The organism is Streptomyces sp. WAC05374, from assembly GCF_004353505.1.
GTDB lineage: Bacteria > Actinomycetota > Actinomycetes > Streptomycetales > Streptomycetaceae > Streptomyces.
This window is the reverse complement of sequence record NZ_SMNQ01000007.1, coordinates 280,004-295,129: the sequence shown is the minus strand read 5'-3', so window position 1 is coordinate 295,129 and position 15,126 is coordinate 280,004. Positions and strand designations below refer to the sequence as shown.

General features: G+C 73.4%; 14 protein-coding genes. 8 read left to right on the top strand and 6 right to left on the bottom strand.

The genetic code is table 11. The features are described from left to right. Positions 1–13: 13 nt before the first annotated feature. Together E2B92_RS17140 and rfbC are read left to right on the top strand one after the other, a co-directional pair. Entirely contained in the window at positions 14–613 is a 600-nt protein-coding gene (locus E2B92_RS17140) for a TetR/AcrR family transcriptional regulator (RefSeq protein WP_235023855.1), read from the top strand. A gap of 112 nt (positions 614–725) precedes the next feature. After that, entirely contained in the window at positions 726–1,367 is a 642-nt protein-coding gene (gene rfbC, locus E2B92_RS17135) for a dTDP-4-dehydrorhamnose 3,5-epimerase (RefSeq protein WP_126887937.1), read from the top strand. Between the two features lie 152 nt (positions 1,368–1,519). Here rfbC and E2B92_RS17130 read toward each other — a convergent pair whose 3' ends face one another. Beyond that, positions 1,520–1,690, bottom strand: coding sequence for a hydrophobic protein (locus tag E2B92_RS17130; protein WP_126887936.1), 171 nt, complete (start codon positions 1,688–1,690; stop codon positions 1,520–1,522). 145 nt (positions 1,691–1,835) lie between these two features. Here E2B92_RS17130 and E2B92_RS17125 point away from each other — a divergent pair, with 145 nt between their 5' ends. Then, the gene (locus E2B92_RS17125; protein ID WP_126887935.1) at positions 1,836–2,009 is read left to right on the top strand and encodes a CsbD family protein; all 174 of its coding nucleotides are present in this window, start codon (positions 1,836–1,838) and stop codon (positions 2,007–2,009) included. A 58-nt stretch (positions 2,010–2,067) separates the two neighbouring features. Here E2B92_RS17125 and E2B92_RS17120 read toward each other — a convergent pair whose 3' ends face one another. The 4 genes from E2B92_RS17120 to E2B92_RS17105 all read right to left on the bottom strand — a co-directional run bounded on the left by E2B92_RS17120 (position 2,068) and on the right by E2B92_RS17105 (position 5,448). Further along, positions 2,068–2,478: an ATP-binding protein gene (locus E2B92_RS17120; protein ID WP_185923702.1), complete on the bottom strand. Its 411-nt coding sequence runs from the start codon at positions 2,476–2,478 to the stop codon at positions 2,068–2,070. 65 nt (positions 2,479–2,543) lie between these two features. After that, positions 2,544–3,365 carry a dTDP-4-dehydrorhamnose reductase gene (rfbD, locus tag E2B92_RS17115; protein ID WP_235023860.1) on the bottom strand — a complete coding sequence of 274 codons (822 nt, stop codon included), beginning with the start codon at positions 3,363–3,365 and terminating at the stop codon, positions 2,544–2,546. 26 nt (positions 3,366–3,391) lie between these two features. After that, the gene (rfbB, locus tag E2B92_RS17110) at positions 3,392–4,381 is read right to left on the bottom strand and encodes a dTDP-glucose 4,6-dehydratase (RefSeq protein WP_126887933.1); all 990 of its coding nucleotides are present in this window, start codon (positions 4,379–4,381) and stop codon (positions 3,392–3,394) included. Then, on the bottom strand, positions 4,378–5,448 hold the full coding sequence (locus E2B92_RS17105; RefSeq protein ID WP_133087588.1) for a glucose-1-phosphate thymidylyltransferase: 1,071 nt from the start codon (positions 5,446–5,448) through the stop codon (positions 4,378–4,380). The genes rfbB and E2B92_RS17105 overlap by 4 nt, the downstream gene beginning before the upstream one ends. 238 nt (positions 5,449–5,686) lie before the next feature. Between E2B92_RS17105 and E2B92_RS17100 the strand changes: the two genes are divergently transcribed. The 5 genes from E2B92_RS17100 to E2B92_RS17080 are packed head-to-tail and all read left to right on the top strand — an operon-like array spanning position 5,687 to position 12,846. Further along, entirely contained in the window at positions 5,687–6,976 is a 1,290-nt protein-coding gene (locus E2B92_RS17100; RefSeq protein ID WP_133087587.1) for a glycosyltransferase 87 family protein, read from the top strand. Positions 6,977–7,009: 33 nt separating this feature from the next. Further along, positions 7,010–8,554: a bifunctional glycosyltransferase/class I SAM-dependent methyltransferase gene (locus tag E2B92_RS17095; RefSeq protein WP_126889563.1), complete on the top strand. Its 1,545-nt coding sequence runs from the start codon at positions 7,010–7,012 to the stop codon at positions 8,552–8,554. A 10-nt stretch (positions 8,555–8,564) separates the two neighbouring features. After that, complete coding sequence (locus tag E2B92_RS17090) at positions 8,565–8,939, top strand: EamA family transporter (RefSeq protein WP_235023854.1); 375 nt, start codon at positions 8,565–8,567, stop codon at positions 8,937–8,939. A 35-nt stretch (positions 8,940–8,974) separates the two neighbouring features. Continuing rightward, on the top strand, positions 8,975–11,206 hold the full coding sequence (locus E2B92_RS17085; protein ID WP_133087586.1) for a CDP-glycerol glycerophosphotransferase family protein: 2,232 nt from the start codon (positions 8,975–8,977) through the stop codon (positions 11,204–11,206). Next, positions 11,203–12,846: a glycosyltransferase family 2 protein gene (locus E2B92_RS17080; protein WP_126888463.1), complete on the top strand. Its 1,644-nt coding sequence runs from the start codon at positions 11,203–11,205 to the stop codon at positions 12,844–12,846. Before E2B92_RS17085 ends, E2B92_RS17080 begins: the two co-directional genes overlap by 4 nt. On the opposite strand, the gene E2B92_RS17075 is transcribed toward E2B92_RS17080, so the two are convergent. Then, complete coding sequence (locus E2B92_RS17075; protein WP_126888464.1) at positions 12,843–15,074, bottom strand: bifunctional glycosyltransferase/CDP-glycerol:glycerophosphate glycerophosphotransferase; 2,232 nt, start codon at positions 15,072–15,074, stop codon at positions 12,843–12,845. The genes E2B92_RS17080 and E2B92_RS17075 overlap by 4 nt on opposite strands. Positions 15,075–15,126: the final 52 nt, after the last annotated feature.

The window sequence follows — 15,126 nt, the reverse complement described above, 5'->3', positions numbered from 1 at the left end:
TATGATCCCGGGCATGAGCACACCCCCGCCCCGCCGGCAGCCCGCCGGAGCCGCCGTACTCCGCGAGGACGTCACCGAAGCGATCCGGGCCGCCGTCTTCGAGGAGCTGGCGGCCGTGGGGTTCGCCCGCATGTCCATCGAAGGCATCGCCCGGCGCGCGGGCGTCGGCAAGACCGCCGTCTACCGGCGCTGGAAGTCCAAGCTGTCGCTCGTCCTCGACCTGCTGACGGCCTTCGCCGCCCAGGGCCTCCCGGCCCCCGCCACCGGCTCGCTGTACGGGGACGTCCGCGCCCTGCTGGAGGTCGCCGCGCACGCGTTGCGCCACCCGGTCGCCTCCCAGGTCATCCCGGACCTGCTGGTCGAGGCCGCCCGCCACCCCGAGATCGCCGACGCCATCAAGGCGGCCCTGCTGGACGGGCAGCAGGGCGTGGCCGCCCTGGTCGTCCGCGACGCCGTCGCACGCGGCGAACTGCCCGCGGGCGCCGATCCGGACCGCGCCCTGGACCTGATCGTCGGCCCGCTGTACTGGCGCCTGGTCGTGGTCCGCACACCGCTCCCGGAGGGCTACCTCGACGACCTGGCGGCATCGGCGGTCGCCGCGCTCAGGGCCTGACCGGCCGGGGCCCTGCGCATCCGGGCCCCGTCACCCGGTCGGACGCGGCCTCGGTGACGGCCCGGGCGCGGGGCGGTTGAACCCACCGACACGAAAGGACGGTGGGTCACGCGTGCGCGAGACGAGCATCGAAGGCGCCTGGGTCATGGAGCCGCGGGTCTTCCGGGACGACCGCGGCAGCTTCCACGAGTGGTTCAGGGCGCCGGAGCTCCACGAGGCGGCGGGGTACGGGCTCGGGCTCGCCCAGGCGAACTGCTCGGTGTCCTCGCGGGGCACCCTCAGGGGCGTGCACTTCGCCGACGTGCCGCCGGGCCAGGCCAAGTACGTCACCTGTGTGCGCGGCGCCGTCCTGGACGTGTTCGTCGACCTCCGCACCGGCTCGCCCACCTACCGCGCGTGGGAGGCCGTCCGGCTCGACGACCGGGACCGGCGGGCGGTGTACCTCGCCGAGGGGCTCGGCCACGCGTTCATGGCCCTCACCGACGACGCCACCGTCGTCTACCTCTGCTCGCGCGGCTACGCCCCCGCCCGCGAGCACGGCGTCCACCCGCTCGACCCGGACCTCGCCATCGACTGGCCGGCCGGCCTCACCCCCGTCCTCTCCGAGAAGGACGCCGCGGCGCCCACGCTCGCCGAGGCCGAACGCGCCGGCCTGCTGCCCGCGTACGAGACCTGTACGCGCTGGTACGCCGGCCTCCGCGCCGCCGCCGCGGAGGACGGCGCCCAGCCGCGCGTCCCCGCGACCCGCCGCTGACCGGCGACACGGCCGCGACCGCCCGGCCGGAACGCGCGGATGCCGGGTGCCGCCTCATCGGGAGGCGGCACCCGGCATCCGTGTGACGGGGTGTCAGTGTCGTTGTGCGTCAGTGCCCTTGCGCGGCACCAGTGGTGTCCGTGCCCCGCGGGCTACCAGCGGTACCAGCGGCCGCGTGCGCCACCGTGGCCGGCCGGGCGGACCAGGAAGCCGACCAGCCAGACGACCAGCACGATGGCCGCCACCCACCAGAGCACCTTCAGGGCGAAACCCGCGCCGAAAAGAAGCAGTGCGAGAAGAAGAACGAGAAGAAGCGGGACCATGGTTATCAACCTCCGAGGCCGCTTGTGCCCGGCATAAAGAAGATCACACGACGAACACCGGGATTTTCTTTCCGGGTTTACGCGGACGCTTCACGGCAACACGCCACAACAATCCCGTAGTCGAGAGCATGGGAGTGTGATTCCGATGGCGGCCGACGAGAAGGCACAGGCCAAGACCGAGCAGGTCAAGGGCAAGGTCAAGGAGACGATCGGGCGGGCCACCGGTAACGAGCGGATGGAAGCCGAAGGACGCGCCGAGCAGTCCAAGGGCGATCTCCGGCAGGCGAAGGAAAACACCAAGGACGCCTTCCGCCGCTGATCTCCGGCGTATTCCGCTGCGGCCCGCCCCCTTTCCGGGGGCGGGCCGCAGCGGTGTTTCAGCCGAATCCCGCCGGGGTGAAGCAGGCGGTGATGGTCTTGCCGTGCTGCTGGGCGTGGGTGTGCCAGTGGTCCGCCAGGGCGTCCACCAGGGCCAGACCGCGCCCGCCCGGTGACGTGGTGTCGGGCGTGCGCGGGGCGGGCACACCGCCGCCGTCGTCATGGACGCTGACGTGCAGACACCGGCTGTCCCAGGTCAGCACGAGCTGCGCGGAACTGTGCGCGTGGACATGCGCGTTGGTGATCAGCTCCGACACCGTGAGAAGGACGTCGTCCACCGTCTCGGGAGCGTCCTTCGTCCAGCCGAGCGACTCCAGGTGCTCCCGCGCCCAGCGCCGCCCCGCCCGCACACCACCCGACACGGGGAAGCAGCGCGCCCAGCCCACGGCCCTCATCGACGAGTCGGCCATCGTCTCTCCTTCCGTCCGGACCTGCCACCCGCGTGTACCCCCGGACCGGGAAGGCAACGGCCGGTTCAGCCGCTGGCGGCGCGCCGCACCGCGGGGAAGCCCTCCGCCAGGGCCTCCCGCCAGTCGCGCGGCGGGGGCAGGCCCGCCTCCCGCCAGCGGGCGTGACCCAGCACGCTGTACGCGGGGCGCGGCGCCGGGCGGGGGAAAGAGGCGCTCGTGGCCGGCCGGACGCGCCCGGGGTCCGCGCCCAGCAGGCGGAACGTCTCGCGGGCGAGGTCGTACCAGGTGCCGTCGCCGCCGTTCGTGGCGTGGTACACCCCCGGCGGCGCCCCCACCAGCGCGACCAGCAGGCGGGCCACGTCGGCGCTCCAGGTGGGCTGGCCGCGCTGGTCGTCCACGACGTCCACGGACGGCCGCGACGCGGCCAGCCGGATCATCGTCCGGACGAAGTTGCCGCCGCCGGCCCCGTACAGCCATGCCGTCCGCACCACGTACCCGCGTTCCGGCAGGAGTTCCAGCACGGCCCGCTCGCCCGCCAGCTTGGTCCGCCCGTACGCCGTGCGGGGGCCGGGCACCGCCCCCTCGGCGTACGGCACGCGCGCGTGGCCGTCGAAGACGTAGTCGGTGGAGACGTGCACCAGGGCCGAGCCGACCAGCGCGCACGCCTCGGCGAGGTGCCGTACCGCCGTGCCGTTCACCGCCAGGGCCTCGGCCTCGCGGGACTCGGCGTCGTCCACCGCCGTCCAGGCCGCGCAGTTGACGACCGCGGACGGGCGCAGCGCCCGCAGCGCGGCCAGGACCGCCCCCCGGTCCGTCACGTCCAGCTCGCGCCGCGTCAGGCCGACCGCCCCGTCCCCGAGGAGGGCCAGCACGTCCCGCCCCAGCATCCCGCCGGCGCCGGTGACCACCCAGCTCACAGCGCCGCCCGGTCCAGCAGGGGCTCCCACCAGGAGCGGTTGTGCCGGTACCACGCGACGGTCTCGGCCAGGCCGGCCGCGAAGTCCTTGCCCGGCCGGTAGCCCAGCTCCTCGCGGATCTTCGTCCAGTCCACGGCGTAGCGCCGGTCGTGGCCCTTGCGGTCCTCGACGTGGTCCACCCGCGACCAGTCCGCGCCGCACGCCCGCAGGAGCAGGTCCGTCAGCTCGCGGTTGGACAGCTCCGTACCGCCGCCGACGTTGTAGACCTCGCCGGCCCGGCCCCGTGTCCGGACGAGTTCCACCGCCCGCACGTGGTCGTCGATGTGCAGCCAGTCCCGGACGTGCGAGCCGTCCCCGTACAGCGGCACCCGGCCGCCGTCCAGCAGCCGGGTGATGAACAGGGGGACGACCTTCTCCGGGAAGTGGTGGTGCCCGTAGTTGTTCGAGCAGCGCGTCACCCGCACGTCCAGGCCGTGCGTGCGGTGGTAGGACAGCGCGATCAGGTCGGCGGACGCCTTGGAGGCGGCGTACGGGGAGGAGGGCCGCAGCGGGTCGTCCTCGGTGCTCGCACCCGTCTCCACCGACCCGTACACCTCGTCCGTGGAGATGTGGACGAAGGGGGAGACACGGTGGCGCAGGGCCGCGTCCAGCAGGGTCCGGGTGCCGGCCACATTGGTGCGTACGAAGGCGTCGGCGTCGAGGATCGAGCGGTCGACGTGGGACTCGGCGGCGAAGTGGACGATCTGGTCGTGCTCGGAGACCAGTTTGTCGACGAGGACCGGGTCGCAGACGTCGCCGCGCACGGAGGCGAAGCCGGGGTGGTCGCGCACCGGGTCCAGGTTCGCGGGGTTGCCCGCGTAGGTGAGCTTGTCGAGGACGGTGACCGCCGTGCCGCCGGGGCCGGAGGGCCCCAGCAGCGTACGGACGTAGTGCGAGCCGATGAAGCCGGCTCCGCCGGTCACCAGGACACGGGTGGCGCTGTTCATGCCGAGATCTGCACCTTGCTGTGATCGCCGAGCACCAGGCGGTGGGCGGCCGGGATGGGCGGGGCGGGGGTGATCTCGACGTTACGGCCGATGAGGGACGCCTCGACGCGCCCCACGCCGTGCAGCGACGACCCGCTGAGCACGATGGAGTACTCGATCTCGCTGTCGGTGACCCGGCAGTTCTCCGCGATGGACGTGGACGGGCCGATGTAGGAGTTCTCGACGACCGTGCCCGCCCCGATGATCACCGGCCCCACGATGCGGGAGCCGCGCACGGTCGCGCCGCCGCCGATGCGGACGCGGCCGATGATCTCGGTGGCGTCGTCGACGGAGCCTTCGTTGCGGGGGGTGAGGAGCTCCAGGACGGACCGGTTCACCTCCAGCATGTCCGCCACGTTGCCGGTGTCCTTCCAATAGCCGCAGACCACGGTGGACGTGACGGTGCGCCGCTCGTCGATGAGCCACTGGATGGCGTCGGTGATCTCCAGCTCGCCGCGTGCGGACGGCTCGATGGAGCGCACGGCCTCGTGCACGGCGCGGCTGAAGAGGTAGACCCCGACGAGCGCCAGGTCGCTGCGGGGGTGCGCGGGCTTCTCCTCCAGCCGGGCCACCCGTCCGTCGACGTCCAGCTCGGCGACGCCGAACGCGCGCGGGTCGGGCACCTTGGTCAGCAGGATCTGCGCGGCGGGGCGGGTGGCGCGGAATTCCTCCACCAGGTCGGTGATCCCGCCGACGATGAAATTGTCCCCGAGGTACATGACGAAGTCGTCGTCACCGAGGAATTCCCGGGCGATCAGCACGGCGTGGGCGAGGCCGAGCGGGGCGTGCTGCGGGAGATAGGTGACCGCGAGGCCGAAGCGCGAGCCGTCGCCGACGGCCGCCCGGATCTCCTCGGCGGTGTCGGGGGCGACGATGATGCCGACCTCGCGGATTCCGGCGGCGGCGATGGATTCGAGCCCGTAGAAGAGCACCGGTTTGTTGGCCACGGGGACGAGCTGTTTGGCGGACGTGTGCGTAATGGGGCGCAGCCGGGTGCCGGCGCCCCCGGAGAGGACGAGTGCTTTCACTTCACTGGCCTGCCTGTCTGCCTCGGCTGACGGGGACAAGGTGCAGGTTGTGAACGAGAGTTGAGCGCCACGAATTACGTGCCGCCGTGGGCCATACGTGTGATTCGGCGAAACCGTCCGGGCGCGACAACGCCCACTGAGCAGCCACGTGATGAACTGCATTGCGAAGTAAGTGTGTTAATAGGTGCTTCGCGTGGTGTGGTCGGTATTGCTACGTTCGACAACCATGAACGTCCGAATGTCGTCTCTGTCATGGGATGTGCGGAAAGCCCGGATCGTCGTCATCGCCGTCGCGGCGGTCGCGTTCGTCTCGAAGGTGGCACTCGCGGCGAACACCCGCGGGCCGGCCGACGTGCGCTTCTTCTGGGGCTTCGCCCGGGCCATCGCCCGGACGGACCCGGTACGGATCTACGCCGAGCAGATGCCGTGGCTGCCGGTCTACAACCACCCGCCGCTGGCGAGCTGGATGCTCCTGGGGCTGGAGTGGCTGGCCCAGCAGGGCGTGCCCTGGCGGCCCCTGATCCGCTTCCCGGCGTGCCTCGCCGACTTCGTCACCGTGCTGCTGGTCTTCGCGATCGTGCGGCGCCGGGCCACAAAGCTGGGCACCGCGGTGTGGTGCGCGGTGGGCGCGGCGCTGTGCCCGGTGCTCGTGGCCACGTCCGGCTACCACGGCAACACCGACTCGGTCGCCGTCATGTTCGCGTTCGCCGCCGCCTACCTGCTGGTCGACCGGGGGCGGCCGGTGGCGGCGGGGCTCGCCGCGGTGCTCTGCTTCAGCGTCAAGCTCATCCCGGTCGTCGCCGTGCCGCTGCTCTTCGCCACCGCCTGGCGCGCCGGGGGCCGCCCCGTACTGCTGCGGTTCACCGCCGGGTTCACGGCGCTGTTCCTCACCCTGTGGGGGCCGGTCGTCGCGACCGTACCGGGCGGGCTGAAGGCGAACGTCCTCGAGTACGCGGGCGGCAACTTCAGCTTCTGGGGCATCGTCCGCTTCGCCCGCTGGGCGGACGTGCCGGAGCGGTACGTCTCCCTGCTGCGCGGCGACGGCCACTTCCTGATCGTCGCCGCGATCATGGCCGTGGGCGTGTGGCTGGTGTGGCGGCGCCCGGCCGACGCGCCGCGGGCGGTCGCCGTCACGCTCGGGTCGCTGCTGCTGCTCAGCACGGCCTCGGGCGTGCAGTACCTGGCCTGGCCGGCCGCCGGGCTGTTCGTCGTCGGCCTGTGGCAGGGCCTGGCGTACGGGACGGTCGTCGGCGCCGTCGCCGCCTCGGTCTACTCCGGCCAGCGGCCCGTGCACTGGACGGACACGGAGATGGCCTTCGGCGCCCTGGGCTGGGTGGTGCTGGCCCTCTGTATCGCCTCGGCCGTCCACCGGGCGCTCGCCCCGGCCACGCCGCGCCCCCCGGTCCGCCCCGCCCCGCCGGCGCCCCACGCCCCGGCGCCCGCCGCGGTCGGCGCGCCGGTACCCGCCCCCGGAGCGCCCGCGCCGGCCGGGGACGCCGCCCCCGCGCCCGCCTCCGCCGGCGACTGACCTGTCCCCGAACCCGCGAAAGTGGAGAAGCCCGTGACGGAAGGCCGAAGCAGCAGCACGACCGGTCCCAGGATCGGCGTCCTGGTCGTGGCGTACAACGCCGAGACGACCCTGGAGAAGACCCTCGACCGCATCCCCGCCGACTTCCGCCCGAGGATCGCCGAGATCCTCATCCTCGACGACGCCAGCCATGACGCCACCTTCACCGCCGGCTGCCGCTGGTCCCAGCTCGACGGGATGCCGCCGACCGTCGTCATGCGGCACACCAAGAACCTCGGCTACGGCGGCAACCAGAAGGCCGGGTACGCGCTCGCCGCCGAACGCGGGCTCGACATCGTCGTCCTGCTGCACGGCGACGGCCAGTACGCCCCCGAGCTGCTGCCCCGGATGGTCGAGCCCCTGGAACGCGGCGAGTGCGACGCCGTGTTCGGCTCACGGATGATGCGGCCCCGCGACGCCCTCCGCGGCGGCATGCCCCTCTACAAGTGGCTCGGCAACCGCATCCTGACCCGGCTCGAGAACAGGCTGCTCGGCTCCCGGCTGACCGAGTTCCACTCCGGCTACCGGGCCTACAGGGTGGACGCCCTGCGCCGACTGCCCATCGAGCGCAACACCGACGCCTTCGACTTCGACACCCAGATCATCGTCCAGATGGCAGACGCCGGGATGCGCATCCGCGAGATCCCCATCCCCACCTACTACGGCGACGAGATCTGCTACGTCAACGGCATGCGCTACGCCAAGGACGTGGTCAAGGACGTCCTCGAATACCGGCTGGCCAAGAAGGGCTTCGGCACCTGCGGGTGGATCCCCAAGCCCGTCGAGTACGACTTCAAGGAGGGCGACGGCTCCTCGCACGCCGTCATCCTGGACCGGATGCGCGACCTGCCGCCCGGCCGCGTCCTGGACGTCGGCTGCTCCGGCGGCGCGTTCGCCGAACGCCTCGAAGCCCTCGGCCACACCGTCACCGGGATCGACCGCGTCGAGGTCGAGGGCGTGCACACCAGGTGCACCGGCGGGTTCTTCCTCGCCGACCTGGAGGAGGGCCTGCCGGAGGGCATCGGCGACGGATACGACTACGTCGTCGCCGGCGACGTCATCGAGCACCTCTCCCGCCCCGAACGCCTCCTCGCCGAGCTGCGCCGCGTCCTGCGCCCCGACGGGCACGTCCTGCTGTCCGTGCCGAACTTCGGCCACTGGTACTCGCGGCTGCGCGTCGCGCTCGGCATCTTCGACTACGACCGGCGCGGCATCCTCGACGAGACGCACCTGCGGTTCTTCAGCCGCGCCAGCCTCCGCCGCACCGTGCGCGCCGCCGGGTACGACGTGCTGTCCATCGGCGCCACCGGCGCGCCCTTCTGGTCCGTGCTCGGCGGCGGACCGGTGTCCCGGGTGCTCGGCGGGGTGTCGAAGGTGCTCACCCGGCTGCGGCCCACCCTCTTCGGCTACCAGTACGTCGCACTGCTCACCCCGCATGCGGCGCGCACGATCATCGCGGGGGAGCACATCGATGTCCAGGACATCCTCAACCGTCAGTTCGTCCCCGTGGACGCCCCCACCCACCGCCTCGGCGTGTAAGAGGCGGACGTTGACCCTGCCCAGCCTGACGCTGCTGCTGTTCGCGGTGTTCTCCTCGGCGGCCGGCCAGATCATGCTGAAACACGGCATGCGGGCCGCCGCCACCGCCGCCGAGAGGACCGGCGGCTCCCTGGCCGTCCGCGCCGCGACCACCCCCTGGGTGGTGCTGGGCCTCACCGTCTTCGCGATCTCCGCCGTCGCCTGGATGTCCACCCTCGCCCGGGTCCCGCTGTCCATCGCGTACCCCTTCAACGCCCTCGGCTATCTGCTGATCGTGCTGGCCGGCTCCACGCTGCTGCACGAGCGGACCTCGGTGTGGACCTGGGCCGGCTCGCTGCTGGTGGTGATCGGTCTGGTGACGGTCTTCCTCGGCCAACGGAACTGACCCGCCCCGCACGCTCCCCCAAGGACCGCACGCCCATGCCCACACTCAGCGTCATCGTCTCCGGCCACGCCCCGCACGGCAGGCTGCGCACCTGCCTGGACAGCGTCACCGCCCAGACCCCGCCCGACCTCGACATCGTCGTCACCGTCCCCGCCACCGACGGCCCCGCCCGGGCGCTCGCCACCCGCCACGAACTGCGCGACCCGCGCGTCACCGTGGTGCCCGTCACCCCCGGGGCCCCGGCCGCCACCGCCCGGGCCGCCGCCGCCCACGCCGCGACCGGGGAGTACCTCCAGTTCCTCCACCCCGCCACCGACCGGCTCCCCGACGGCGCGGCGGCCGGGCTCACCACCCGCCTCGCCACCCTCCCGGCCGCCCCGGACGTCCTGCTCTGCGACCACCTCCACGCCTTCTGGTGGGACGACGCCGTGCCCGGCGGCTCCACCGACCTCCTCGCCGAGGCGGCCGCCCACGGCCCCACCACGCTCGCCGCCCGCCCCGCCCTGCTCGACACCGCGCCCCTCCTCGGCAACCGCCTCATCAGCGCCCGGCTCCTGGCCGGACACCCCGAGCTGATCGGCACCGAAGGACACGACGAGCTGTACCTCTCGTACGCCGTCCTCCTCCTCGCCCGGCGGATCACCGCCTGCACCACCGCCGGCCTGATCCGCCACAAGGACCGCCCCACCCAGCGGCGCACCGCCGGACCCGAGCAGCACTTCGCCGCCTTCGGCCAGTACGAACGCCTCCACCAGCTCGCCCACGCCGCCTCCGCGCCCACCGCCCTGCGCTCCCGGCTCTACGACCGGATGGTCGGCGACTACCTGGCCACCCTCGCCCGCCGCGACGAACTCCCGCCCGCCCTGCTCACCGAGTACTTCCGGCGCGCCGCCCGGCACACCGCCCGCTTCCGCCCCGACGGCCACCAGCGGCCCGGCGGCCTCGACGGCGTACGCCACGCCCTCCTCGGCCACGGGGCCCACCTCGCCTACCGGCTGCTGCGCATCGCCAACGACAAGCGCCGCGCGGCCCGGGCCGGCGCCGCCGCCCGCGCCGAGAAGGTGTCCGCCGCCCGCGCCCGCCACCGCTACCGGGCACGGCTGCGCCGGAGCATCGACGAGGACCTCGCCGTCTTCTCCGCGTACTGGGGGCGCGGCGTCCACTGCAACCCCGCCGCCATCGCCGCCGAACTCGCCGAACTCGCCCCCGACATCCGCCAGGTCTGGATCGCCGAACCCGACCGCGTCCCGCTGCTGCCGCCCGGCACCGACCACGTGGTGCCGGGCACGCCCCGCTACTGGGACGTCCTCGCCCGCGCCAAGTACCTGGTCAACAACGTCAACTTCCCCAACGGCGTGGTCAAGCGCCCCGGAACCGTCCACCTCCAGACGCACCACGGCACCCCGCTCAAGCGCATGGGCGTCGACCAGCGCGACCACCCCGCCGCCGCCCAGGGCCTCAACCTCGAAGCCCTGCTGGAACGCGTCGACCGCTGGGACTACAGCCTCTCCGCCAACAGCCACTCCACCGAGACCTGGCAGCGCGCCTACCCCGCCGGATACCGGTCGCTCGACTACGGCTACCCCCGCAACGACATCCACTACCGCGCCACCGCCGCCGACGTCCGCGCCGCCCGCGCCCGGCTCGGCATCGAGCCCGGCCACCGCGCCCTGCTGTACGCCCCCACCCACCGCGACTACCAGGCCCGCAGCCGCTGGGCGCCCCGCCTCGACCTGCCCAGGCTCGCCGACGACCTCGGCGAGGACACCGTCCTGCTCGTCCGCGGCCACTACTTCCACGACCGGCTGCCCGCGCCCGTACGCCACGAACGCGTCCTGGACGTCACCGGTTATGACCCGGTCGAGGAACTCGCCCTGGCCTCCGACGCGCTCATCACCGACTACTCGTCGATCATGTTCGACTACGCCAACCTCGACCGGCCCATCGTCCTGCACACCGACGACTGGGAGACCTACACCGCCACGCGCGGCGTCTACTTCGACATCACCGCCGAACCGCCCGGCCACGTCACCCGAGGCCAGGACGAGCTGACCGGCATCCTGCGCGACGGCACCTGGTGCGACGAGGCGGCGGCGAAACAGCGCCACGACTTCCGGCTGCGGTTCTGCGAGTACGACGACGGGCGCGCCGCCGAGCGGGTCGTACGCCGGGTGTTCCTCGGCGAGGGCGAGGAGAGCCTGCCGCCCGTCCTGCCGCTGGAGCGGCGCACCCCCGCCCCCACGCCCGAGGAGGCCACGCGCCGATGACCGCCTTCCCCGACGTGACCGTCACGGTCATCGTCCACGACGACGCCGAGCGGCTGCCGCGCGCCGTCGCCTCCGTCCGCGCCCAGACCCACCGGGACATCGAGATCGTCATCAGCGACGACCACTCCACCGACGCCACCCCGAAGGTCGCGGCGGAGCTGGCCGCGCGGGACGACCGCATCCGGGTCGTACGGCTGGAGCGCAACAGCGGCGGCTGCGGCGCACCCCGCAACCGCGCCCTGGAGACCGCCCGCGCGCCCTACCTGATGTTCCTCGACAGCGACGACGAACTCCCGCCGCGCGCCGTCGAACTGCTGCTCGCCGCGCACGCGGAGGCGGACGCCGACTTCACGATGGGCGCCGTCGAGCGGGTGCGCACCGACACCGGCGACGTCTCCGGGTGGATGCCGCACCTGTTCGCCCGGCGCCGCACGGTCCGGGGCATCGAGGACGAGCCGCGGCTGCTGTTCGAGCCGCTGTCGACCAACAAGATGTACCGCAAGGAGTTCCTGGACCGGCACGCCCTCCGCTTCCCCGAGGACGTCCACTACGAGGACCAGCTCTTCTCCGCCCGCGCCTACACCCTCGCCCGCGCCTTCACCGTCATCACCGAACCGGTCTACCGCTGGTACATCGCCCCCCACGCCCCCTCCGGCGCGGCGACCATCTCCAACCGGCGGCACCTGATCTCCAACGTCCGCGACCGGATCACCGTCGCACGGATGATCGACGACTTCCTGGCCGGGCACGGAGTGCCGGCCGCGGTGCGCGAGGAGAAGGACCACAAGTTCCTCTCCCACGACCTGCGCCTGTACGCCGGCGACCTGCCCCACCGGGAGGTCGCGTGGATCGAGCGGTTCGCGGCGGAGGTCCTGCCCTACCTGGAGGGCCTGTCGCCCACCGCCTTCCGGCGGATGCGGCGGGACGAGCGGGTCGTGGTGGGGCTGCTGCGCGAGGGCCGGTACGAGGAGGCCCGGCTCGCCGCCCGGGGACTGGGGCACGGTACCGGCCCGCGCCGGACGGTCACCGACGGGGACGGGCGCACCTACTGGGGCGGCACCCTGCCGCGGACCCCCCAGGGGCGCGACGACCTGGACCTGACGGAACTGGACCTGGCGGGGTGCCCGTTCGGCTCCGCCCGGTTCCGGCACGAGATCACCCGGGTGGGGCGCGGCGAGGACGGCGCCGTCGAGCTGCGGCTGCGCACCTACGACCCGGGGCGGCGCCTCCCGCTCGCCCCGCTGCCGGCCCGCCTGCACGTCTCGCCCGGCGGGCGGCGGCTGACCGTGCCGGTGCGGATGGACCCGGCGGGGCGGGGCGTCTTCGAGGGCGCCGTACGGCTCGACGTGACCGCCGCGACGCTGCCCGCGCACGGCTTCCAGGGCGTGCGGCATCCCGTGCTGGAGGTCACCGACGGGCGCGCCGGCAACACCGGCGTCCTGCTCGCCCCCCTGGACTTCGCGCCCTTCGAGGTGGCCGGGGCGCGCCGGCACCGCGTCACGGTGGAGCCGGAGGGGCGGGAGGCGGGGCGGTTGCAGTTGCGCTGGCGGCCCGCCGGAGTGGTGGGCAGGCTCCTGGTGCCCGCGGTGCGGCGGGGGCCGGTGCGGCGGGCCGCCAAGGCGCTGCTGGCCGCCCGCTAGCGCGGCGCCGGGAACAGGGCCGCCCCCGGCCCGCCCAGCGAGGGCGCCGGGCGGCGGTCCTCCATCGGGACGACGGGCGGCAGGGCCGCCAGGTCCTCGCCCAGGAACAGGTGCCGCACCACCCGCTCGGCCGCGTACCCGTCGTCGTACGGGCAGAACCGCGCCCGGAACGCGGCCCGCAACTGCGCGGAGCGCGAACCGCGCCAGTGCCCGGTGGCGAAGATGTCGATCAGCTCGTCCTCGGTGCGGGCCACCGCGCCCGGCGGGAACGCCCGCACGTCGAAGTAGGTGCCACGGGCCGCGTCGTACGCCGCCCAGTCCTCGGCGTGCACGACGATCGGCCGGTCGAGCACCGCGTAGTCGAACATCAGCGACGAGTAGTCCGTCAGCAGGGCGTCGGACGCCAGGCACAGCCGCTCGACCGACGGGTGGTCCGACACGTCGATGACCCGGGGGCTGTCCGTCACGGGGAACGGCGAGCCGTGCGTGGGGTGCGGGCGGGCCAGGATCACGAACCGGGGGCCCAGCGCCCGCAGCAGCCGCTCCAGGTCGACCAGGTGGGGCTGCGGGCGCACGTAGTCGCGGTGCGTCGGCGCGTACAGGATCGCCGTGTGGCCCTCCGGGATGCCGAGCGTCTCGCGCAGCCGGGCCACGTCGGCCGCGGTGGCCCGCTGGAAGACGTCGTTGCGCGGCGAGCCGAACTCCAGCGTCCGGTAGGCGGCCGGGTAGACCCGCTCCCACACCAGGCTGGAGTGGCGGTTGGCGGACACCACGGCGTCCCACTGGTCGATGGCGCGCAGCAGCCGCGCGAAGTCCATGTCCCGTGCGGCCGCCGGCCGGTACTGGAGGTCCAGGCCCATGTGCTTGAGCGGTGTGCCGTGGTGGGTCTGGATCAGGAGCTGGCCGCGCCGCTTGACCAGCCGCCGGTCGAAGTTGACGTTGTTGACCAGGTACTTGGAGCGGGCCAGCGCCGTCCAGTACGCGGCCGACCCCGGGCGCACCCGGCGCGTCGCGGGCGGCACGGTGTGGAAGTGCTCGGGCCCGCACACCCACGCGGTGCGCACGTGCGGGGCCAGCTCGCGCACCCGTTCCTCGACGGCGGCCGGGCTGCACGCGTAGCCCCGGTTCCAGTAGGCGGCGAACACGGCACGGTCCTCGCGCAGCGGCAGGCACCGCTGGACGCGGTAGTGGAGCTGGAGCAGCGCGCCGCGCACGGCCCGCGCGGCGGTCGACACGCCCTGCCCGGCCCGCTTCTTCAGCGCCCGGGCGGCCATGATCGCCCGGTACGCGCGGTGGCTGCCGAGCCGCACCAGGGCGTGGCGCAGCCGGGTGGTGAACTTGGGCGTGGCACCGGGCGTGCGGAAACGGCGGTAGTGGCGGCGGGCCCGGCGGAAGAAGTCGGCCCGGGTGCCGCGCGGGAGGCGGCCCCGGGCGGAGAACACGGACGTGAAGTGGTCGGCCATGCGCCGGAACAGCACCGCCCGCCAGCGCGCCAGCTCGGGGCGGGCGTCGATGAAGGCGAAGACCCGCTCGTACTGCTCGAACAGGTCGAAGTGCCGGTGGCTCGTGGTCCGCAGGATCGAACCGGTGCGGCGCTGGCGGTAGTGGACGCACACCCGGTCGAGCGTCGCGATCGACTCGGCGGCCATCAGCGCCGGGTACGTCCAGGGCGTGTCCTCGTAGAAGCCGGGCGGGAAGGCGAACCCCTCGCGCTCCAGGAACTCCCGCTTGTACGCCTTGTTCCACACCACCATCAGCACCTTCAGCAGCCCCGGCCGATCGGTCAGCGGGAAGGGCGCCGGACCGGCCTCGGAGAGGTGGGCGCGGAACTCGTGGCGCACCGCCTCGCCCGACCAGTAGACGCGGGCGTAGTCGTACACCAGCAGGTCGGGCGAGCCGGTCTCCTTGAGGCGGTCGGCGACGGCCTGGAGGGCGCCCGGTACGAAGGTGTCGTCGCCGTCCAGGAACAGGACGTAGTCGCCGGTCGCCCGGGCCAGCCCGGCGTTGCGGGCGGGCCCCAGCCCGGCGTTCCCGGGCAGGTGGACGGCGACGACCCGGCGGTCGCGGGCGGCGAACTCGTCGATGACCGCCCCGCAACCGTCGGGCGAGCAGTCGTCCACGGCGATCAGCTCCAAGTCCTCGAAGGACTGGGAGAGCACCGACTCCAGGCACTCGTGCAGATAGGCCTGGACCTTGTACGCGGGGACGATGACGCTGAACCGGGGCATGGCCCGGGAACGTCCGATGAACCGACCGGGTTACGCCCGGCGTGGCATACGG